We start from the raw sequence: 19,517 nt of genomic DNA, 5'->3' as shown, positions 1-19,517 counted from the left end.
TGGGCCTCGTCAGGCCGCGTCGTCCGCGACGAGGGTCCCGACACCGTTCATGTTCGGGTGGATCGCACAGAAGAAGTAGAACTGCTCCGGCAGGTCGTCGAGCGGGACATCGGAGACGTAGTACTCGTCGTTCGGGCCGTCGATGACGGTGCTCGCCAGCAGGTCCTCGCCCGGTTGCGGGTCGTCCTCCGATCCTACGAGAGTGGTGATCACGACGTTGTGCGGGACGCCGACCTCGAGGTTGTCGAAGACGAAGGCGACGGTCTCCTCCTCGGCGCTCGGGGCGAACTCCCAGGTCTGGGTCGTCTCGCAGCCACCGGCTTCGTCGGGCAGGCAGAAGTCGTTGGAATCCTGTGCGGCGATGAGCGGGGCGTCGTCGGGGCGGATCAGCAACGGCTGGACGTTGATGTTGCGGTCCTCGTCCTCGATGCCGCCGATGGCGCCGACGGCGACGAGGCCTCCGAGGACCAGCGGCAGCACGCCGGCGCCGACCGCGACGAAGCGTTGACGGCCGTCGAGGCGGTCGCGCGAGGAGATCAGCGACACGCTGAACAGGATCCCGCCGGCAGCGACGGCCGCGAGGGCGAGCGCGCCGGACTTGTTGTTCCACAGGAACAACGTGGCGAGGAGCCCGATGAACAGGACCATCACGCCGAGGATGGCCAGCGGCACGAGCACCGCGTGCTTCGCGGTCCGCGGCCCGGAGTTCGGGCGGTCGAGATCGGTGGCCACGGGGAGGCTCCTCAGAGGGTGGGCGCGCTGGCGAAGGTCATGATGACCAGCGTCAGCGCGTACAGGGAGAGGGCGAGGGTCAGGCCGCTGTACAGCAGCCGGGTGTAGAGCCGGTTGTCGAACTTCAGGTGCATGAAGAAGTTCGCGACCATCACGAACTTGATGGCCATCAGCACGAGCAGCAGGGGGATGCCGAGACGCCCGAACTCGACGAAGTAGGTCGACACCTCCAGCGCCGTCAGCACGCCGAGCACCAGCGCGATGCGCACGTACTCGCGCGGCTCGGGCCCGTGGTGGGCCGTGCTCGGGTGCTCGGTGTCCTTGGTGGTCTCGGTGGCGCTCACGTGGGGGCCTCCCTCTGCGGCGGGACGTGTCCGGTAGCGGTCAGCCTGCGAGGAGCTCGGGGATGAGGTAGACGACGGTGAAGATGACGACCCAGATGATGTCGACGAAGTGCCAGTACAGGCCGATCATCTCGGTCTTGACGTCCTGGCCCGGCTTGACCTTCCCCGTGATCGACAGGGAGTACAGGCCGAGCAGGAGCAGGATGCCGACGAAGACGTGCAGGCCGTGGAAGCCGGTCAGGACGAAGAAGCTCGACGCGAACGGGCTCTCGGTCAGCGACAGGCCCTCACGGTAGAAGACGGTGAACTCGTACACCTGGCCGCCGAGGAACACCATCCCCTGCCCGGCCGTGGCCAGGATCCACAGGCGCATGCGCCGCATGTCGCGCTTCGTGTGCGCGTGGTGGGCGAGCACCATCGTCAGCGAACTCATCAGCAGGACGAACGAGCTGATCGAGGTGAACGGGATGTCGAAGATCTCGACGCCCGGCCCCCCGGCGGTGGTGTCGAGGTACAGCAGGTAGGCCGAGATGAAGGCCCCGAAGAACAGGAACTCCGAACCGAGGAAGGCCCACATCGCCAGCTTGCGGTGGTCCAGGCCCAGCGTGGTGCCGTGCGCGTCGGCGCTCACGGTGTCTCCTCGTCTCGTGTGCGTGTCGTCCGCCCCAGGCGGTCGAGCGGTCGCAGCACCGGTCGGTCAGCGGTCGAACGCGGTCAGTGGGCCGCGAGGACCTCGGGCTCGTCGTCGTCACCTTCGGCCACGGGCTCGATGATCCAGCCGAACATCCCCATGATCATCCACAGCGCCCCGACACCGATGGCCACGATGCCGGCCGCGTAGTCGTTGTAGATCAGGCCGTACGCCAGCGGGAACAGGCCGAGCGTCATGACCAGCGGCCAGTACGAGGGGTCGGGCATGTGGATGTGCTCGTCGACGACCTCGGCGTTCGCCCCCCCTGGGCCGACCTCACCGGGGGCGTCGACCGAACCGCCCGCGGGGACGGCGACCGGGGTCCCGGTCTCGTCCTCGGCGTACTTGCGGTGCCAGAACTCGTCGCGGTGGGTGATGGTCGGGACCACGTCGAAGTTGTGCACCTTCGGCGGCGAGGTCGTCAACCACTCGAGGGTGCGCGCGTCCCAGGGGTCCAGGCCCGACGGCTCGCCCGCCTTGATGCTCTTGAACAGGTTCACCAGGAAGATCAGCGACGAGACGATGAGCACCACCACGCCGAGGGTGCTGAGCAGGTTGTAGAGCTCGACGTCGCCTCCGAGCTCGGCCGGCAGGACCGCGGTGCGGCGCGGCTGGCCGAGCAACCCCGACATGTGCATCGGGCCGAAGGTCAGGTTGAAGCCGATCAACCAGGTCCAGAAGTGGGCCTTGCCGAGCCCCTCGCCCATGAGCTTGCCGGTGACCTTCGGGAACCAGTAGTAGATCCCGGCGATCAGACCGAACAGGGCGCCACCGAACAGCACGTAGTGGAAGTGCGCCACCACGTAGTAGGTGTCGGTCTGCTGGGCGTTGTGGGGCACGATCGCGTGCGTGACGCCCGACAGCCCACCGATGGTGAACATCGACACGAAGCCGATGGAGAACAGCATCGTGGTGTTGAGGCGGAGCTTGCCGCCCCACATGGTGAACACCCAGTTGAAGATCTTGATGCCCGTCGGCACCGCGATGAACATCGTCGACAGCGCGAACGCGGACCGGGCGACCGGACCGATCGCCGAGGTGAACATGTGGTGAGCCCACACCCCGAAGCCGATGAACCCGATCGCCGCGCCGGCGAAGGCGACGGCGGCGTACCCGAACAGCGGCTTCTTGGAGTACACCGGCAGGGTCTCGGACACGATCCCCATGGCGGGCAGGATCATGATGTAGACCTCGGGGTGCCCGAAGAGCCAGAACAGGTGCTGCCACAGGATCGGGTCACCGCCCGTGGACGGGTCGAAGAACTGGGCCCCGAAGAGCGTGTCGAACTGCAGCATGAACAGCGCGACCGCGATGATCGGCATGGCGAACAGCAGCAGGAAGTTGGTGACCAGCGACATCCAGATGAACATCGGCATGCGCATGAAGGTCATGCCCGGGGCACGCATGTTCAGGATGGTGGTGATGAAGTTGACCGCAGAGGCCAGCGAGCCGATGCCGAGGATCTGCAGGCCGACGGCGTAGAAGCCCATGTTGGACACCGCGTCGCGCGACAGCGGCGCGTAGCCGAACCAACCACCGTTGGGCGCACCGCCGAGCAGGAACGAGCTGTAGAGGAAGATCCCGCCGAACAGGAACGCCCAGTAGCTGAAGGCGTTGAGGCGGGGGAACGCGACGTCACGCGCACCGATCTGCAGGGGGATGATGTAGTTGAAGAACGCGGCCGACAGCGGCATGACCACGAGGAACACCATCGTGATGCCGTGCATGGTGAACAGCTGGTTGTAGATCTCCTCGGTGAGGAGGGTCTGCTCGGCGGCGGCCAGCTGGGCCCGGATCAGGCTGGCTTCCAGCCCACCGAGGAAGAAGAAGACCAGCACGGTCCAGAAGTAGAGGATCCCGATCCGCTTGTGGTCGGTGGTCGAGATCCAGCTGACGAAGCCCGTGTCGCCGGTCGGTCGACGGAACAGACCGCCCTGCTTCGGACGCTCGGTGGTGGCGGTGGTAGCCATCTCGCGTCTCCTTCTACTGCAGGGTCATGAGGTAAGCGACGAGGGCATCGAGCTCGTCCTCGGACAGGTCGAGGTTCGGCATCCCGATGTTGTTCGACGCGTACTGCATCGGCTTGATCGAGTCGGGGTCGGCCAGCCACTGCCGCAGGTTGTCCTCGTCGAGGTCACGCACCGCGCCGGCGAACTCCTGGCGGCTGAACAGGTGGGTCAGGTCGGGACCGATGCTCGGCGCCCGGCGGCCCTCACCGGTGTAGACCTGGTGGCACTGGATGCAGGCCTGGCGGCCGTCACCGAGGTCGGCGAACAACGCGGCACCCTCAGCCTCGAGGCCGGATTCGGGCACGGCGGCCGGCTCCTGCTGGGCCGCGAGCCACTCCTCGAACTCAGCCTGGGGCACCGCCCGCACGCGGGCACGCATGTGGACGTGCGAGAGGCCGCAGTACTCGGCGCACTGGCCGAGGAAGTAGCCCGGCTCGTCCGCCTGGAGGTTGAGGAAGGTCGTCTGACCGGGGACCACGTCCTGCTTGCCGGCCAGGGCGGGGATCCAGAACGAGTGCAGGACACCGCGGTCGGGCGAGCGCGCGCTGTCCGTGGCCGTCATCTCGAGCCGCACCGGGGTGTCGACCGGGATCACCAGCTCGGTGGCGGTGTAGATCGACTCCTCGAGGCCGAAGGCTTGGGCGGGGTACTCGAACTCCCACCACCACCGGTGGCCGATGACCTGGATGACGATGCCGTCCTCGGGCGGCTCGGTCTGGGTGAAGATGCCCTGCACGGTGGGCACCGCGATGCCGGCCAGGATCAGGGCCGGGATGACGGTCCAGATGATCTCGAGGCGGGTGTTGCCGTGGACCTGGACCGGCAGCGTCCCGTCGTCGTCGGGGCGGCGGCGGAACTTGATCACCGAGTAGACGATCAGGCCCTGGACGAGGATGAAGACCCCGAGCGCGATCGCGAACACGATGATGATCAGGTCGTGGGGACCTTGCGCGTAGGGCCCGGCGGGGTGGAGCGCGCTCTGCTCACCGCTACACGCGGACAGCAGGAGCACGGCACCGAGGCCGAGCACCGTCTTGGCGACGGCGGGACGACGCGCCCGGGCGCGGGCCGGGAGGTCGGGCCGTACGCGGTCACCCGCTCCGGGGCGCACCTCGGTCTGCCGCAACGTCGATCTCCTCGTGTCGGGTCCACGGCGGCGCGGCGTCCACCGCGGACGTGGCGGAGGTCGGACACGCGTTGCCGTACGGGGACCGTCGGGGGATGCCCGGACGGGACGGGCCGGCCGGGCGTGGCGGAGAGTAGCCGTTCGACCAGGGTGCGACCCAACCGACACCGGGGCCCGTGCGGGTGTCGCAGCGGCCACATCCGGGCGTCCTCGCCGCCCTCAGGGCTCCCAGCGGAAGGTGCGGGTCGCCACGGCGACCGCCGCGACCCCCCAACCCGCCACGAGCGCGAGTGGCGCCCACGGCGTCCCACCGTCGAAGGCGGTGCGGAGCGCTTCACCGAGCGCCCCGACCGGCAGCATCCGGCCGATCTCGGCCAAGCCGTCGGGCAGGACGTCGGCCTCGAAGGTCACCCCGCTGATCACGAGCAGCACGAGGAAGAGGGCGTTGGACAGCGCCAGGGTCGCCTCGGCACGCAGGCTCCCGGCGATCATGAGGCCGAGCGCGGTGTGGGTGACGGCGCCGACGACCACGGTCAGCGCCGCGACCGCGACCCCGCCGGCGGGACGCCAGCCGAGCGGTCCCGCGGCGATCGCCAACGTCAGCGCCGTCTGCAGCAGCAGCAGCGCGCCGACGGCCAACCCCTTGGCGGTCAGGAACGCCCACCGCGGCAGCGGGGTGCCGCCCAGCCGTTTGAGGACCCCGTACTTGCGCTCGAACGCGGTCTGGATGGACACGGCGACGAGGCCGGTGGCCGCCACCGAGATGGCGAGCACACCGGGGACCAGGAAGTCGACCGCGTCCCGATCGCCGGTGGGCAGCACGTCGACGGTCGAGAAGAAGGCCAGGAGGCCGATCGGGATGCCGAAGGTCACCAGCAACGACTCGGCCGACCGCACGAGCAGGCGCAGCTCCATGCCGGACTGGGCCAGCAGCGCCCGACCGACCGGCAACCGGCGGTCGAGATCGGCGCGGGGCGGTGCAGCGGTCACCGGCGGACCTTCCGTCGGAACCGGGCGCCTCCGGGGGTGGCTGGGGCGTCATCACGGGTGGCCGGGGCGGCCTCGGACTCCTCGGAGGTCAGGCGCAAGAACACGTCCTCGAGGCTGCGTTTGCCGGCCTTCAGCTCACCGAGGACCACGTCCTCGCGCTCCAGCCAGCTCGCCAGCCGCGCGACCCGGGCCGGGGTCGTGGCGGCGTGGACCACGTAGCGGCCGGGCCGGGGCTCGGTCACGATCGCGTCGACGGCGCTGGCGATCGCGGTGCAGTCGAGGCCGGGGGCGGCGGTGAACTCGAGCTCGTCGTGGTCGCCGTGGGTCAGCTCGTCGGGGCTGCCGAGCGCGACGAGCCGGCCGCGGTCGACGATCGCGACCCGGTCGGCGAGCTCCTCGGCCTCGTCGAGCAGGTGGGTGCTCAGCACGACGGTCACCCCGTCGGCCCGCAGCTCGCGGACGTGCTGCCAGGTCGCGCGGCGGGCCGCCGGGTCCAGGCCGGCGGTCGGCTCGTCGAGGAAGACGACCTCGGGGCGGCCGACGACGGCCAGCGCGAGCGACAGGCGCTGCTTCTGGCCGCCCGAGAGGTCCCGGAAGCGGGTGCGCCGGGCGCCCTCGAGGCCGACCCGCTCGAGCAGCTCGTCGGGATCGAGCGGGTCGCGGTGGTAGGCGGCGAACAGCCGCAGCACCTCGCCGGGCCGCGCCATCGGGTAAACGCCACCCTCCTGGAGCATCAGCCCGACGCGCGGACGCAGCGCGACGGCGTCCCGCCGAGGGTCCAGCCCGAGCACGCGCACGCTGCCGGCGTCGGGGCGCCGGAAGCCCTCGCAGCACTCGATGGTGGTGGTCTTGCCGGCCCCGTTCGGGCCGAGCAGCGCCAGGGTCTCGCCGGGCAGCACCGCGAGGTCGAGCCCGTCGACCGCCAGGGTCGCGCCGTAGCGCTTCACGAGTCCGACGACCTCGATCGCGGGGCCCTCGCCACGCTCGGTGGGCGCGACGGCCGGAGTCGCGGGCACGGCGAACCTCGGGTCGGGCACGGCGGTGAGCGGACCCATCGGTCCAGGAGGCGGCCGAGGGTAGCGGCGGCCCGCGGGCCCCCACCTCTAGGCTGGAACGCGCGTCGGCCCGGCGCACGCCGCTGGCGGGAGGGAGCTGCTCGTGGACGGCTCCGAGCGCGAGGGCCCTGGGCGGGAGGGATCCGGGCGCGTCGAGCGGCGGCGGCGGGAGCGGCGACGGGCCGAGGCCGCCACCGAACGGAGCGACGCGGCCGCGCGCGTGGTCCGGGCCGCGCGCGGCGAGGACGACCTCGCCCCCGAGCGGCGACGTCTCCTGCGCGACGCACGCGTCGGCACCCTCGCGCTCGGCGTCGCCGGTGGGTTGCTGCTCGCCCAGATCGCCACCGCCATCGGCGGGCGTCTCCAGGGGCTGCTGTCGATCCTGGTGATCAGCCTGTTCCTGAGCTTCGCGATGGAGCCGGCTGTTCAGTGGCTCGCTCGGCGCGGTGTGCGTCGCGGGTTCGGGACCTGGATGGTGTTCCTCGGGGTCATCCTCGCCGCCGCCGGGATGGTCGCGGCCATGATCCCGCTCATCGCCGAGCAGGTACGCAACCTCGTCGCCGCCGCCCCGACGCTGCTCGACGACCTCGCCGACCTCGCGGAGGACGCCCTGCCCGGCGACTCCGGCGAGGCGCTCGGTGCGTGGCTCACCGAGCAGGGGCGGGAGCTGCCGCGGCAGCTGCCGCGCATGGCCGAGGGCCTGGGCCGTGGCGTGATCGGGCTCGGCCAGACGGTGCTCGGCGGCGTGTTCCAGCTGCTGACCATCGTGCTGATCGTGTTCTACCTCGTCGCGGACGGCCCGAAGCTGCGGGCCCGGCTCGCCCGCCGTCTGCCGCCCCGCGAGCAGGTCCGCGTCCTCGGCCTGTGGGAGCTCGCGGTCACCAAGACCGGCAGCTACGTCTACTCCCGGGTCCTGACCGCGATCGTCTCGACCCTGTTCCACCTCGTGGCGTTCACGCTGCTCGGCCTCGAGTACGCGGCGGCCCTGGCGGTCTACGTCGGGGTCGTCTCGGCCGTGATCCCGGCGGTCGGTACCTACCTGGCCGGCGCGTTGCCGATCGCGGTCGCGCTCGCCAGCTCACCGGGTCTGGCCGTGGCCGTGCTGATCGCCATCACGGCCTACCAGCAGGTCGAGAACTACCTGGTGGTCCCCAAGATCACCGCGACGACGCTGGAGCTGCACCCCGCCGTCGCGTTCGTGTCGGTCGTGGCGGGCGCCGCCGTGGCGGGAGCGCCCGGTGCGCTGCTGGCCCTGCCGGCCGTGGCGATCGTCGCCGCGCTCCTGGCGGCCGCCGGTGAGGAGTACGAGGTGCTCGAGCACCAGCTGCTCGAGACCGGGCCGGCGGGTGCGGCGCAGCTGGTCGAGGACGCCCAGGCCGAGCCGCCTCCGAGTTGACACGACCCGCGAGTGGGACCTGGGTCCCGGCCATCCGGGACGTGTGACGCGAACAGCGCGCGCGAGGGTCATCGTTCTGCGCGTTCGGCGTACAGGAACGTGTTCACCTCCCCCGCGGTCTGGGGCCCGACCGTTGCGAGGTGTACGTTCTCGTCGCGGTCCACGACCGCCGCGGCCCCGTGTGTCCCCCCGTCGCACGGGGCCGCATCGTGTCTCCAGTCCTCCACCGGGAGACCTCGACGATCGCACCGTCACGGCAGCGCTACACCCTGCCGGTGGCCCGCGAGGACGCCGAGGTCGCTGCGGCGACCCTGTGGGCCGCTGGCGCCACCGGCGTGTGGGAGCAACCCGGGCAACTGATCGCCTGGTTCGCCGACCGCGACGTTCCCGGCCTGCCCCCCGGCGGGTCCTTCACCGAGGAACCCGACCGGGACTGGCAGGCCGCGTGGAAGGCCACGATCTCACCGGTGCTCGCGGGACGCTTCGCCGTGGTGCCGACCTGGCTGGTGGACACCCACGTCCCGGCGGCGGACGAGACCACCGTCGTGCTGGACCCGGGGCGCGCCTTCGGTTCGGGCCACCACGCGACCACGGCCCAGTGTCTGGAGCTGCTCGACGACCTCGACGTCGGCGGCCAGCTCGCGGGACGGGGCCTGATCGACGTCGGCTGCGGCAGCGGCGTCCTCGCGATCGCCGCCGCGATGCGGGGTGCCCGCGCGGTGGGCAGCGACATCGACCCGGACGCCGTCGAGGTGACCGCCGAGAACGCCGTCCGCAACCGGGTCGTGGTGCCCGCCGCGGTCGGCAGCGTCGACGCGGCGATCGCGCTGCTCGGGGGCCGGGCCGACGTCGTCGTGGCCAACCTGGTGACCGACACCATCGCCGAGCTCGCCGTGGACCTCGTCGGCGCGCTCGCGCCCGGGGGGCACCTGGTCGCGTCCGGTATCGCCAGCGACCGCGCCGAACACGCGACCGGTCCGCTGACGCGGGCCGGCCTGCGGATCGAGGTCGAACAGCAGCGGGACGGGTGGATCGCCCTCCTCGGTCGTCGCGACCGCGACGCGTCGCCGCGAGCGGGGGGACCGACGGCCGGGGCGTCGGTTGGCGGTCCGACGTCCCGTTGACGAACATGCGGCCGATGCCTGCCTCCCCCCGCTCCCCCGTCCGTCCCACGCTCCGGCGTACGGGACGTCGCGGCGCGTGGATCCCCGGCCTCCTGCTGGTCGCCGTTGCCCTCACCGGATGCAGCCTGCCCGACACCGAGGCGCCGCCACCGGACACCGACCCGGCGGAGGCACCGCTCGGCAGCTCCACGCCCGATCCGGCACGTGAGGCGCTCATCGCCGAGGTCGAGCACCTCCGGTCGACGATCGCGGCGGCCCGCGACGAACTCGCCGCCGCGCTCGACGCCGACGGACCAGCAGCTGCCCAGGGCGCGGCCGAGGCTGCGCTCGAGGTGCTGGTCGCCGACGCGGGCGCCACCGGAGCCGACCAGGGGGACGGACCGCGCCCGCTGTTCGCCGCCGAGACCCTCGACCGCGACGACGCCGACGAGGACGCCCCCGACCAGCTCACCCACACCCTGACCCGGGCCCGGGACGTCGGTGGGACGCTCGGCAACACCGTCATCGACCTCCTCCGTGACCCGATCGCCGGCGACCTCGGCGCCTGGCAGCGCGATGCCGGCGGCGTCCTGGCCGCCATCGACGAGACCTTGCGGACGACCTCGACCCTCGAGGAGCGCGAGGTCGCCGTGGCGGAGCTGCCCGGCCTCGGGACCCGTGCCGTCGCCTGGTCGCGGCTGACGGCCACGGCCCGGGCGACCGACGACGCGCGGGCGTACGCCGAGCGGGGCCTGGCCAACCTCGACGTGATCCTGGTCACCCTCGACCGGCTCGGGTCGGACTCGTGAGCAAGCGGCGGCGCGAACGCAACCAGAACCCGCTGCCCCGAGGCCCGCTCAAGGCTCGCGTCGACGGGTTCACCCACGGTGGCGAGGGCGTGGTCCGCATCGAGGGCAAGGCCGTGTTCGTGCCCGGCACGCTGCCGGGCGAGCAGGTCGTGGTCCAGGTGACCGACGACCGGGCCCGGTGGGCTCGGGCGACCCTGGTGGAGGTCGTCGAGGGCTCGGCCGACCGCGTCGCGCCGCCGCTGACCGATCCCGACGCCATCGGTGGCGGCGACCTCGCCCACGCGGCCCCGGACGCGCAGCGTCGTCTCAAGACCCGGGTCGTGCGCGAACAGCTCGAGCGGCTCGGTCGCGTCGCCGCGCCACCGGTGGCCGACTGCCTCGCCGTCGGCCCGGACCTGCGCTACCGCACCCACGTGCGGCTGCACGCCGACCCCGATGGCCGGCTCGGCTTCCACCGGGCCGGCAGCCACGAGGTGATCCCGGTCGACGACCTCGTGCTGGCGACCCCGCAGGTCCAGGCGGTGCGCGATGCGGTCGGCGACGCCACGGGCGCGGCGGAGGTCGCGTTCCGTGCCCACGCGTCGACCGGCACCGCCGCTGCTGCGATCACCCCCGGACCCGGCGGGTTGGCGATCCCCGAGGGGGACTTCGACGTCGTCCTGGTGCAGCCGAACGGGTCCCAGCTGGCGCTGCGGGGCGACGGGGTGCTGGCCGAGACCGTCGCCGGTCTGACCTACCGCTTCGACACCTCGTCGTTCTTCCAGGTCTCCACCGGCGGCGCCGAGGCGCTCGTCGAGCACGTCCTGCGTGCGGCCGGACGGGTCGACGGCGCGCTGCTGTGGGACCTCTACGCCGGGGTCGGGCTGCTGTCCTTGCCCCTGGCCCGCGCGGGCGCGGAGGTGGTCGCCGTCGAGGGCCACGCCGCGGCGACCCGGTGGGCCGAACGCAACGCGGACGAGGCCGGGCTGGACATCGCCGTCGAACACGCGCCGGTCGCCTCGTTCGTCACCGACGGCGGCACCTCGCACGACCCACCGGACGTGGTCGTCCTCGACCCGCCACGCACCGGCGCCGGTGCCGACGTCATCGCGGGGGCGATCTCGCTCGGCCCCGGAGCGATCGTGTACGTGGCCTGCGACGTGGCCGCGCTGGCGCGCGACACCCGGGCGCTCATCGAGGGCGGGTACCGGCTGACCGCCGTCCAGCCGCTCGACCTGTTCCCGATGACCCACCACGTCGAGGTGGTCGCCACCTTCACTCGGTGACCAGTGCCGCCCCCGCCCGTCCCCACCGGTCGCCCCGGACGCGCAGCACGAGCGACACCAGCCTCACCAGCATGAGCAGCTGGACGGCGACCCACAGGCCGAGCAGACCACCCCCGGTCGTCGCCACGAGCTGGCCGGCGACCCCGCCGACGATCGCGGCCATGACGGTCCAGGTGCGCAGGTAGGCGAAATCCTCGGCGCCCATCAGCACCCCGTCCAGCGCGAACACCGGCCCGTTGACGACGTGTCCCACGGCGGCGAGCACCCACGCGCCACCGATGGCACCGAGCACGGCCGGGTCGTCGGTCAGGATCCGTGGCAGCACGTCCTGCCCGCCGACGAGCAGGAGCGCCACGACGGCGCCACCGCCGATGCCCCAGCGGACGAGGTCGCGCCCGTACGCGCGGGCCTCCTCGACGCGGCCGGCCCCGAGGGCGGTGCCGACCAGCGCCTGCCCCGCGATTGCGAACCCGTCCATAAGGAAGCTGACGAGCAGGAAGGTCTGGTACAGGACCTGGTGCCCGGCAGCCGTGACGCTGCCGGTCCGGGCCGCGGCAGCGGTGATGGCGAGCAGCCCGAGCAGCAGGCCGCCGGTACGCAGGAAGAGGTCGCGGCTGACCACCACGAGGGCGGCCAGGTGCGTGCGGTCGGGTCGCCCGTGGTGGGCGATCGGGAGCCCGACGCGCCCGAGCAGCACCACGAAGGCCAGCACCGCGATGACCTCGGCGACCACCGTGGTGATCGCAGCACCCGCCAGGCCGAGGCCCAGCGGGAAGGCCAGCAGGAAGGTCAGCCCGGCGTTGACGACGTTGGCGACCAGGGCCACCAGCAAGGGTGTGCGGGTGTCCGACACCCCCCGGAACGCCCCGTGGCCGACGAAACCGAGCAGCAGGAACGGCACCCCGACCGCCCGGATGCGCAGGTAGAGGACCGCCGGGTCGACCAGTTCGTCGACCGCGCCGAAGGCCCGCACCAGCAGGGGTGCGCCGAGCAGCAGCACGAGGCCGACCACGCTCCCGAGGACCACCGCGACCTGGCCCGCGTGGCTGACCCGCCGGCCGGCGGCGACGCGGTCGCCGGCCCCGACGGCCCGGGCAACGGTCGACGTGGTCCCGAAGACGAGGAAGTTGAAGACCCACGACAGGGCGGTCAGGATCCCGACGGCCAGTCCGAGCCCGCCGAGCTCGGCCGCACCGATGCGCCCGACGACGGCCGTGTCGACCAGGCCGAGCAGCGGATCGGCCACGAGGGTCCCGACGGCGGGTACCGCCAGACCGAGGATGCGTCGGTGGCGGACCCGGGCGGGCGGCGGCGCGGTCACGGGCGACCACCGCGGTCGGCGCGGCGCCGCGCACGGTGGTCGGCGACGTGGGTCCGGTTGGCACACGCTGCCGTGCAGAACCGGCGTCGAGCCCCCCGGGACGTGTCGACGAACACCCGCCGACAGCCCGTGGCAGCGCACCTGCCGAGCCGGTCGGGCCCATCGGTGGCGACGACCCGGGCGAGACCGATCGTGACGTTCACCCGCAGGCGTTCGACGACGTCGGCGCCGTCCCGCTCGTAGTGCAGGTGGGGTGGACGACCATCGTGGGTGGACAGGCGGGGCCGCACCGACAGGCGGGCGAGGGCGGCATCGACGGCGGCGACGGTGGCGTCCGGGTCGCCTCCGAACAGCGCATCGAGCTCGGCGCCGAGGGCCAGCACCGCCGGGTGGTGCGACGTGGCGACCGGGAGGTGGTGCTCGCCCTCACGGAACCGGCGGTGCAGCTCGGCGGCGTCGACACCGTCGCGCGCGGCCTCGACGAGCAGCACGGCCAGCGCTGCGGAGCGGTCGTCGGCGTCGAAGGGCACAGCGGTCCCGTCCGGTCGGGTGGGCCCCGCTCGGGGTGGCCGGACCTTACGTAACGGGTACGGGTCGCTTCAACCCTTACACCGTCACCCAGCGGGGCGGGCGTGGTCGGTCGCGGTGACCTCGCGGGCCCGGTTGCCGGGCAGCCCGCGACCGACGACCGGGTCGACGGTGCCGCGGCACGTCACCCGCACGCCACCGTCCGCGACGGCGACGAGGCAGGACGCCGACCGCAGCCGAGCGTCGGTCGCCACGAGCGTGGCCGCCGACCGGTCCGCGTGACGCTGGGCCGCCGCGAGGTCGACGTGGGCCGTGCCGGCGAACGCACCCTCGACGTCGACGTGGCCGACCGCATCGGTGGCCACCGACCCCGCGAGGTCCACCAGGCGGCGCTGGCCCCCCTGGACCAGCGCGAGGTCGACCGCGATCGCACCGAGGACGAGCAGCACCAGCACCGCGGCGGGCAGCAGCAGGACGACCGAGGCGTCCTCGGACCGCGACGGTGTGGCGAGCCTGCGAGGTTCAGGCACAGGGCACCCCCGTCGCCGCGGGGAGGCCGCTCGCGTACGGATCGACGACCGCGGCGTGGGTGGCCCGGACCGAGACCGCGGCGCGACGTGCCCCGAACTGCGGCAGGACGGCCAGCGGGACCCGGTGGACGACGGTGACCTCGACCACGCCGCACCGCACCAGGTCACCGGCGAGCGTCACCGACGGGACCCGGTCGGCGGGGACGCCGTGGGCCCGCAACGCCTCGGTGGCGGCGGAGTGCGCCACACCGCCGACGTCGCTGCCGGGGTCGGCGGTGATCACGGCCCGCGCCGCGGAGCGGGCCGCCCCATCGGCTGCGCTGCGACCGTCGACCACCGCCCAGAGGTTGGCCACCAGCAGCGTGCCGAGGACGAAGACCAGGACGCCGAACGCCAGGGCCTCGACCCCCGCGACGGCCCCGTGCTCGTCGCCCCACGCCGCCCGATGTCGTCCGTGGACGGTCACGACCCGGGCTCCAGGGGGACCCGAGCGGCGCGATCGACCTCGCCGATGCCGACGCGGGCCGCGATGCCGTCCGCGAGTCGGGCGGGCGAGGCCCCGACCACCCGGACCTCGGCGGCGACCGTGTCGCGGTCGCACTCGACCTCCACGTGCTGGCCCCACGCTCCGAGCAGTCGGTCCACGTGGTCGCGACCCTCGGCACAGGAGCCACCCACGGCCGCGACCCGCCGGGCGGCGTCCGCCGCCGCAGCGGAGGCGGTGGACAGGGCGTACAGGTGCAGCAGCGTCTGGGAGGCGAGCAGCAGGAAGGCCAGGAACATCCCCACCGCGAGGGAGGCGACGATCGGGCTGGTGGCGTCCTCGGCGTGGAGGCCCACCCCCGGGGACCCCACCTACCCGCCGATCAGGTCGATCTGCTCCGAGGTGCGCTCGGCCGCGTCGTTGAAGATCGTCTGGAACGCGAGCCACATGGCCGCGCCGAGCAGCGCCATGATGAGCACCGCGATGGCGGTCGAGATCACCCCCTCGCCGACCTCGGACGCGGCACGCGCCCTGACGTCGCGGAACTGGCCGGAGCATCGCGTGGTCACCGTTGCACCCCCCGTGGGACGACCGTGGCCCGGAACGCTAGCGACCTCGGCGCCCGTCCGGCAGGCCCAACCCGTCCCCGCTGTGGATGACGCACCGACGGCAGGAGTTCGGGGTCGGCACGGCGAAGCTACCGTCGGGCCGCGACCCCTCCGTCGCGCGGCCGAGGGAGAGGACCCACCGTGCTGCGACGCAGCCTGCTCGTCGTCCTGTCCGTGACCGGCCTCGTCGCCCCGGCGACGGCTGCCACCGCCGAGGCCGGCCCGACGATCACCCACCACGTCGTCACCTCGTTCGACGACACCCCGATCGAGGCGACGCTGTTCCTGCCGGCCGGCGCCTCCGACGACGCGCCCGTCCCGCTGGTGCTGCGCACCCACGGTTGGGCGGGCACCGGCGAGACCGAGGTCGGCAGCGGCACGCTGGCCCGGCTGCTCGACGAGGGCTACGCCGTCCTCACCTGGGACCAGCGCGGCTTCGGGTGCTCGGGCGGCGTGGTCCACATCGACGACCCCGACGTCGAGGGCCGTGACGTGTCCGCCCTGATCGACTGGGCGGTCGCCAACGCACCGATCGCCAGGGTCGACGGCGACCCGATCGTCGGCATGACGGGTGGCTCGTACGCCGGCGGTATCCAGGTATCGACGGCGGCCGTCGACGATCGCCTCGACGCCCTGGCACCCGAGATCCTGTGGTCGGACCTGCGCTACTCGCTCTCCAGCGGCTCGGTGGTCAACCAGGGCTGGGTGGCCATCCTCTACTCGGCGGGCAAGGCCACCGCCGAACTGCTCGGCCTGTCGCCCGAGTGCGCGTCCGGGCCGCACCCGGACGGGGGGCTGCACCCCGCCATCGACCAGGGTCTCACCGAGTTCCTGACCACGGGAGCCGTCAGCGCCGACACCCTCGACTTCTTCGCCACCTCATCGCTGGCCTGGTTCGGGCAGGAGCGGCCAGTGGCCGTGCCCACCCTCGTGCTCCAGGGGTCGGTGGACACCCTGTTCGACCTGACCGACGGGTACGGCGTCTACCAGCACGTCCGCGACCAGGGCGTCGACGCTCGTTTCGTGGCGTTCTGCGGCGGCCACGTCGCCTGCCCCGCCAGCTACGTCGATGCGGGCGACCGCGCCCACCTCGACGACGCCATCGTCGCCTGGTTCGCGCGGCACCTGCGTGGTGAGGACGTCGACACCGGCAGCCCCGTGGAGTACCGCACCAACGAGGGGGTGTGGCGCTCGACCACGAGCCTGCCCGCTCCGGGTTCGGTGCCCGTCCCCTTCGCCGGCGAGGTCGAGGGCCTGCCCGTCGTCCCGGTGGTGGACCTGCCGGACCTCGATGCCGTGACGGACCTGATCGCACCGCCGGAGGGCATCCCCGCCCTGCCGATCACCTCGTCGGTCCCGACCCCCGACGGTGACCCGCGCGGCGTCACCTTCCCCGTCGCGGTCGCCGAGGACGGCCCGCTGGAGCTGTTCGGGATCCCCGACGTGTCGCTGTCGGTGTCCGGCGTGACCGCGCCGCTCGACCAGGTCCTCGGGCCGGTCTCCGAGGCCATCGCCGAACTCGGAGCGCTGGACCAGGTCGGCGAGGTACTGGTCGGCTCGCTCGGCCCGCTCGACGGGATCGTCGCGGGCCTCGGAGGCGTCTCGCAGCTCGGGGGGATCGGCACCCCGACGGCGCACGTCTTCGTCAAGTTCGTTCACCGCGAGGCCGGCGAGGTGGTCAACCTCCAGGAGGGTGCCATCGCGGTCGACCTGGCCGAGGGCGAGGTCACCGTGGAGGTCCCGATGCCCGGGCTGGCCTACACCCTGCCCGAGGGGCACCACCTCGACGTCCAGGTCGCCACCAACTCCCTCATGCACGCGACCGGCCGGGTCCCGGCACTGCTCGACGTGCGGCTCGACGGCGCGATCCCGGCGGTGGGCACGGCGGGGACCGACGGTGACGGCGACGGCGGCGGCGACGGCAGCGGAGACGGCAGCGAGGACGGGCCCGGGCGTGGCCCCGGGCCGGGGGACACCCCCGGCGGGCCGGGCGACGGCGGACGCGGCCCGGCTACCCAGCCCGCCGCGGCGCCGCTGCCGGTGACCGGCGGCAGCGGTCTCGGCCTGGCGGCGCTGGCCCTCCTCGGTGCCGCGACCCTGCGGCGCCGACCGGCCGACCGGCCCTGACGCTCGAGGCGACCGAGGGCCGGCGACGTCGCTCAGCCGACCGGCTGCCGGCGCCGCCGCCGCTCGACGAACAGCAGCGCGAGACCGACGGCCAGCGCCCCACCGCTGAGCACCCAGGCCGGCACCCCACCACGCGCCTCCGAGGCCACGAGGAAGAGACCGGGCTCCTCGAGCGGTCCGCCGACCATGCTGCCGTAGAGGCGGTCGTGCGGGACGACCTCCCACGTCGACCCGTCGCTGGACCGCAGCAGGGCGACCGCCGGGTGGGCGGCCGCGAGCACGATCCAGCCGGACGCCGCGAGGTCGAGGTCGACCAGGTAGGCGTTGCTCGCCGGTGCCAGCCCTTCCGGCAGGGGCGCGAGCGTGGCCGCGTCCACCGGCCGCAGCTCGGCGGGGACGGTCGCGCCCGGTGGCCCCGGGAGCGCCTCGGCCGGCAGCACCAGCAGGGCCTGCATGTCGGGCGTCCACAGCTCCGTGGGTCGATCGGCGGGCAGGTCGGCGGCCCGCCCCGCAGCGACACCGGCGCCGCTGCCGTCGACCCACCGGTAGTTCAGCGCAGGACCGTCGTGCGCGGACGCCGGGTGGGTGATCGTCAGCAGGGCCAGCGCGACGGCGACGGCTGCACCGACGCGCGGCCGGCCCCGACGGAAGTCAGGCGCCACGACGACGACCGAGCGTGCCCGCCCCGAGCGCAGCCGCCACGACGAGCGCACCGACGCCCCAGGGACCACCTGTCACGGGGAGGGGCGATCGGGCAGGCACCACGACGAACCGGGTGGCCGGCTGCCGTGCCTCCGTCCCCGCGCCCACGGGCTCAGCGTCGGTCCCCTCGTGTCCGACGTCCTCGGCACCCGCGACCTCCTCGCCGTCGCCGCCGCCATCGGCGGCCGGATCGGGTGCCGTCGCCGCGCCCCACACGCCGTTGGTCAGCCGCACCACGTGGAAGCCCGACGCCACGTCCGAGTACCAGATCTCGCCCCGCTCGGGCGCGAACGCAGGAGCGGACATCGCGTAGGCCGCGCCGTGCTCCTGATCGAACGGGTCGACCGGCACCGGCTCCCCCGGGTGGTTGAAGTAGGCGATCTCGCGCGGGGCCGTGGGGTCGCTGACGTCGAAGACGCGCAGACCGGAGACGATCATCGAACAGGCGACGATCCCCGGATCGACCGGCTGCGGGACCGCGCAGTAGTGGGCGGCGTAGCCCCGTCCGGAGAAGGCGGCACCCGGGTCGTTGCGGGACTCCCCCGCCCGGGCCTCGGGCTCGTGGACCTCGAGGCGGACGTTGGAGACGACCTCGGGAGCGGTCTCGTCGCTGATGTCGATGATGCGTGCGGCGCCGACGGTGGCGGACGGGTCGAGCCCGCCGGCGGGGAACGGGTGCCCGGCGAACTCGTCGACCTCGAACAGGTAGTCGGTGCCGTCGATGGTCACCGGGAGGGCCACCTGCGGGATGCTCGCCTCGGGCCAGGTGAGGGTGGACACGACCTCGGCGCCCGGGAGGGGGTCGCGGTCGCGGATCGCGGTCACGTCCAGGATGGTCAGCCCCGAGTCGTCACCGCTCGGCCCCACGCCGTACAGGCTGGCGAGGTAGGCGCGATCGCCCGCGGCGTTCAGCGTCAACCCGTGCGAGCTGTAGGGCAGGATCGTCAGCAGGTGCGGCGACCTCGGGTCGGACACGTCGATGGCCGCGATGGTGCTCGAGAACAGGGACGCGGCGTAGAGGGTCATCCCGTCGGGCGAGAAGCCGGACTCGTGGCCGAGGAAGCCGACCGGCGCGGACGCCAGCAGCTGCGGGGACCGGCAGTCCTCGGTCACGTCGTAGATGTCGACGATGCCGGGGTAGGTGGTCGGGTTGCCCATGACGGCCGCCAGCAGGCCACGTTCCTGGTTGAGCACCAGCGACTCATGCGGGGACAGCATCGCCGGGGTGACCAGCCGGTCGACCACCTCCGGAGCCGACGGATCGGCGAGGTCGACGACGAAGACACCCGCCGACTCGCGCCGCGGGTCGATCGCGTCGAAGGGGAACACGAGGGTCGAGTCGTAGTAGGCGCACTCGTTCCCGGTGTCGTCCACGTAGCGCCAGACCTTGTAGCCACCGCCGCTGGCGATCGACCCGACCAGCTCGGTGTTGCAGGTGTAGGGCTCGTCGGCCCGACCGGACTCGTGGTCGGCGAGGCTGACCCGGCCCTGGATGCCCGACTCCGGAGCCGACCCCGGTCCGCACGCGGCAGGCGTGCTGACCGGCAGCTGCGGGTCCTGCCCGTGGGCCGGTCCGGGAGCGGCGACAGCGAGGGCGAGACCCGCGACCACGGCGAGGCTGAGCATGCTGCGCAACGGTCCCTCCAGGACGGCTCGGGAGTTCCAACGAACGAGGCCGCCGAGCGACGCGGAGGGAG

General features: G+C 73.1%; 20 protein-coding genes. 5 read left to right on the top strand and 15 right to left on the bottom strand.

What is annotated here, in order from left to right:
* Nucleotides 1-9: 9 nt before the first annotated feature.
* From NITAL_RS07240 to NITAL_RS07210, 7 genes are all read right to left on the bottom strand, one after another.
* Entirely contained in the window at nucleotides 10-732 is a 723-nt protein-coding gene (locus tag NITAL_RS07240; protein WP_052665432.1) for a cupredoxin domain-containing protein, read from the bottom strand.
* A gap of 11 nt (nucleotides 733-743) precedes the next feature.
* Nucleotides 744-1,076: a cytochrome C oxidase subunit IV family protein gene (locus tag NITAL_RS07235; protein ID WP_052665431.1), complete on the bottom strand. Its 333-nt coding sequence runs from the start codon at nucleotides 1,074-1,076 to the stop codon at nucleotides 744-746.
* Nucleotides 1,077-1,116: 40 nt separating this feature from the next.
* Entirely contained in the window at nucleotides 1,117-1,707 is a 591-nt protein-coding gene (locus NITAL_RS07230) for a cytochrome c oxidase subunit 3 (RefSeq protein WP_052665430.1), read from the bottom strand.
* 83 nt (nucleotides 1,708-1,790) lie between these two features.
* Nucleotides 1,791-3,737, bottom strand: coding sequence for a cytochrome c oxidase subunit I (ctaD, locus tag NITAL_RS07225; RefSeq protein WP_052665429.1), 1,947 nt, complete (start codon nucleotides 3,735-3,737; stop codon nucleotides 1,791-1,793).
* Nucleotides 3,738-3,750: 13 nt separating this feature from the next.
* Entirely contained in the window at nucleotides 3,751-4,902 is a 1,152-nt protein-coding gene (gene coxB / locus NITAL_RS07220) for a cytochrome c oxidase subunit II (RefSeq protein ID WP_052665428.1), read from the bottom strand.
* A gap of 219 nt (nucleotides 4,903-5,121) precedes the next feature.
* Nucleotides 5,122-5,892 carry an ABC transporter permease gene (locus NITAL_RS07215; RefSeq protein ID WP_052665427.1) on the bottom strand — a complete coding sequence of 257 codons (771 nt, stop codon included), beginning with the start codon at nucleotides 5,890-5,892 and terminating at the stop codon, nucleotides 5,122-5,124.
* Nucleotides 5,889-6,947, bottom strand: a complete 1,059-nt coding sequence (locus NITAL_RS07210; RefSeq protein ID WP_083441309.1) for an ABC transporter ATP-binding protein — start codon at nucleotides 6,945-6,947, stop codon at nucleotides 5,889-5,891. The genes NITAL_RS07215 and NITAL_RS07210 overlap by 4 nt, the downstream gene beginning before the upstream one ends.
* Nucleotides 6,948-7,050: 103 nt before the next feature.
* On the opposite strand from NITAL_RS07210, the gene NITAL_RS07205 reads away from it, so the two are divergent.
* The 4 genes from NITAL_RS07205 (at nucleotide 7,051) to NITAL_RS07190 (ending at nucleotide 11,520) form a co-directional block, all read left to right on the top strand.
* The gene (locus NITAL_RS07205) at nucleotides 7,051-8,343 is read left to right on the top strand and encodes an AI-2E family transporter (protein ID WP_052665426.1); all 1,293 of its coding nucleotides are present in this window, start codon (nucleotides 7,051-7,053) and stop codon (nucleotides 8,341-8,343) included.
* Between the two features lie 209 nt (nucleotides 8,344-8,552).
* A complete protein-coding gene (locus tag NITAL_RS07200) occupies nucleotides 8,553-9,467 on the top strand; it encodes a 50S ribosomal protein L11 methyltransferase (protein ID WP_169786765.1) in 915 nt (304 codons plus the stop codon).
* Nucleotides 9,468-9,481: 14 nt separating this feature from the next.
* Nucleotides 9,482-10,255 (top strand): hypothetical protein, encoded by a 774-nt coding sequence (locus tag NITAL_RS07195; protein WP_157041688.1) that lies wholly within the window; start codon nucleotides 9,482-9,484, stop codon nucleotides 10,253-10,255.
* Entirely contained in the window at nucleotides 10,252-11,520 is a 1,269-nt protein-coding gene (locus NITAL_RS07190) for a class I SAM-dependent RNA methyltransferase (protein WP_052665423.1), read from the top strand. Before NITAL_RS07195 ends, NITAL_RS07190 begins: the two co-directional genes overlap by 4 nt.
* Here the strand turns inward: NITAL_RS07190 and NITAL_RS07185 are convergent.
* From NITAL_RS07185 to NITAL_RS07160, 6 genes are all read right to left on the bottom strand, one after another.
* Complete coding sequence (locus NITAL_RS07185; RefSeq protein WP_052665422.1) at nucleotides 11,510-12,841, bottom strand: MATE family efflux transporter; 1,332 nt, start codon at nucleotides 12,839-12,841, stop codon at nucleotides 11,510-11,512. The genes NITAL_RS07190 and NITAL_RS07185 overlap by 11 nt on opposite strands.
* Nucleotides 12,838-13,371, bottom strand: a complete 534-nt coding sequence (locus NITAL_RS07180) for a CGNR zinc finger domain-containing protein (RefSeq protein WP_052665421.1) — start codon at nucleotides 13,369-13,371, stop codon at nucleotides 12,838-12,840. The genes NITAL_RS07185 and NITAL_RS07180 overlap by 4 nt, the downstream gene beginning before the upstream one ends.
* 84 nt (nucleotides 13,372-13,455) lie before the next feature.
* The gene (locus NITAL_RS07175) at nucleotides 13,456-13,899 is read right to left on the bottom strand and encodes a hypothetical protein (RefSeq protein ID WP_052665420.1); all 444 of its coding nucleotides are present in this window, start codon (nucleotides 13,897-13,899) and stop codon (nucleotides 13,456-13,458) included.
* Complete coding sequence (locus NITAL_RS07170) at nucleotides 13,892-14,365, bottom strand: hypothetical protein (RefSeq protein WP_052665419.1); 474 nt, start codon at nucleotides 14,363-14,365, stop codon at nucleotides 13,892-13,894. The genes NITAL_RS07175 and NITAL_RS07170 overlap by 8 nt, the downstream gene beginning before the upstream one ends.
* Nucleotides 14,362-14,739, bottom strand: coding sequence for a hypothetical protein (locus NITAL_RS07165; RefSeq protein ID WP_052665418.1), 378 nt, complete (start codon nucleotides 14,737-14,739; stop codon nucleotides 14,362-14,364). The genes NITAL_RS07170 and NITAL_RS07165 overlap by 4 nt, the downstream gene beginning before the upstream one ends.
* Nucleotides 14,740-14,754: 15 nt before the next feature.
* Nucleotides 14,755-14,952, bottom strand: coding sequence for a hypothetical protein (locus NITAL_RS07160; protein ID WP_052665417.1), 198 nt, complete (start codon nucleotides 14,950-14,952; stop codon nucleotides 14,755-14,757).
* 180 nt (nucleotides 14,953-15,132) lie between these two features.
* Between NITAL_RS07160 and NITAL_RS07155 the strand changes: the two genes are divergently transcribed.
* Nucleotides 15,133-17,118, top strand: coding sequence for an alpha/beta hydrolase family protein (locus NITAL_RS07155; RefSeq protein WP_052665416.1), 1,986 nt, complete (start codon nucleotides 15,133-15,135; stop codon nucleotides 17,116-17,118).
* 32 nt (nucleotides 17,119-17,150) lie between these two features.
* On the opposite strand, the gene NITAL_RS07150 is transcribed toward NITAL_RS07155, so the two are convergent.
* Together NITAL_RS07150 and NITAL_RS07145 are read right to left on the bottom strand one after the other, a co-directional pair.
* Nucleotides 17,151-17,780: a hypothetical protein gene (locus tag NITAL_RS07150; RefSeq protein WP_157041687.1), complete on the bottom strand. Its 630-nt coding sequence runs from the start codon at nucleotides 17,778-17,780 to the stop codon at nucleotides 17,151-17,153.
* Complete coding sequence (locus tag NITAL_RS07145; RefSeq protein ID WP_157041686.1) at nucleotides 17,770-19,446, bottom strand: LVIVD repeat-containing protein; 1,677 nt, start codon at nucleotides 19,444-19,446, stop codon at nucleotides 17,770-17,772. The genes NITAL_RS07150 and NITAL_RS07145 overlap by 11 nt, the downstream gene beginning before the upstream one ends.
* Nucleotides 19,447-19,517: the final 71 nt, after the last annotated feature.

It is taken from the genome of Nitriliruptor alkaliphilus DSM 45188, from assembly GCF_000969705.1.
Taxonomy (GTDB): domain Bacteria; phylum Actinomycetota; class Nitriliruptoria; order Nitriliruptorales; family Nitriliruptoraceae; genus Nitriliruptor; species Nitriliruptor alkaliphilus.
This window is presented reverse-complemented; position numbering and strand designations above follow the sequence as displayed.

Coding starts and splice junctions, on each gene's coding strand:
- ctaD (WP_052665429.1), bottom strand. CDS start 3,737: ATGGCTACCACCGCCACCACCGAGCGTCCGAAGCAGGGCGGTCTGTTC.
- NITAL_RS07210 (WP_083441309.1), bottom strand. CDS start 6,947: ATGGGTCCGCTCACCGCCGTGCCCGACCCGAGGTTCGCCGTGCCCGCG.
- NITAL_RS07195 (WP_157041688.1), top strand. CDS start 9,482: ATGCCTGCCTCCCCCCGCTCCCCCGTCCGTCCCACGCTCCGGCGTACG.
- NITAL_RS07145 (WP_157041686.1), bottom strand. CDS start 19,446: ATGCTCAGCCTCGCCGTGGTCGCGGGTCTCGCCCTCGCTGTCGCCGCT.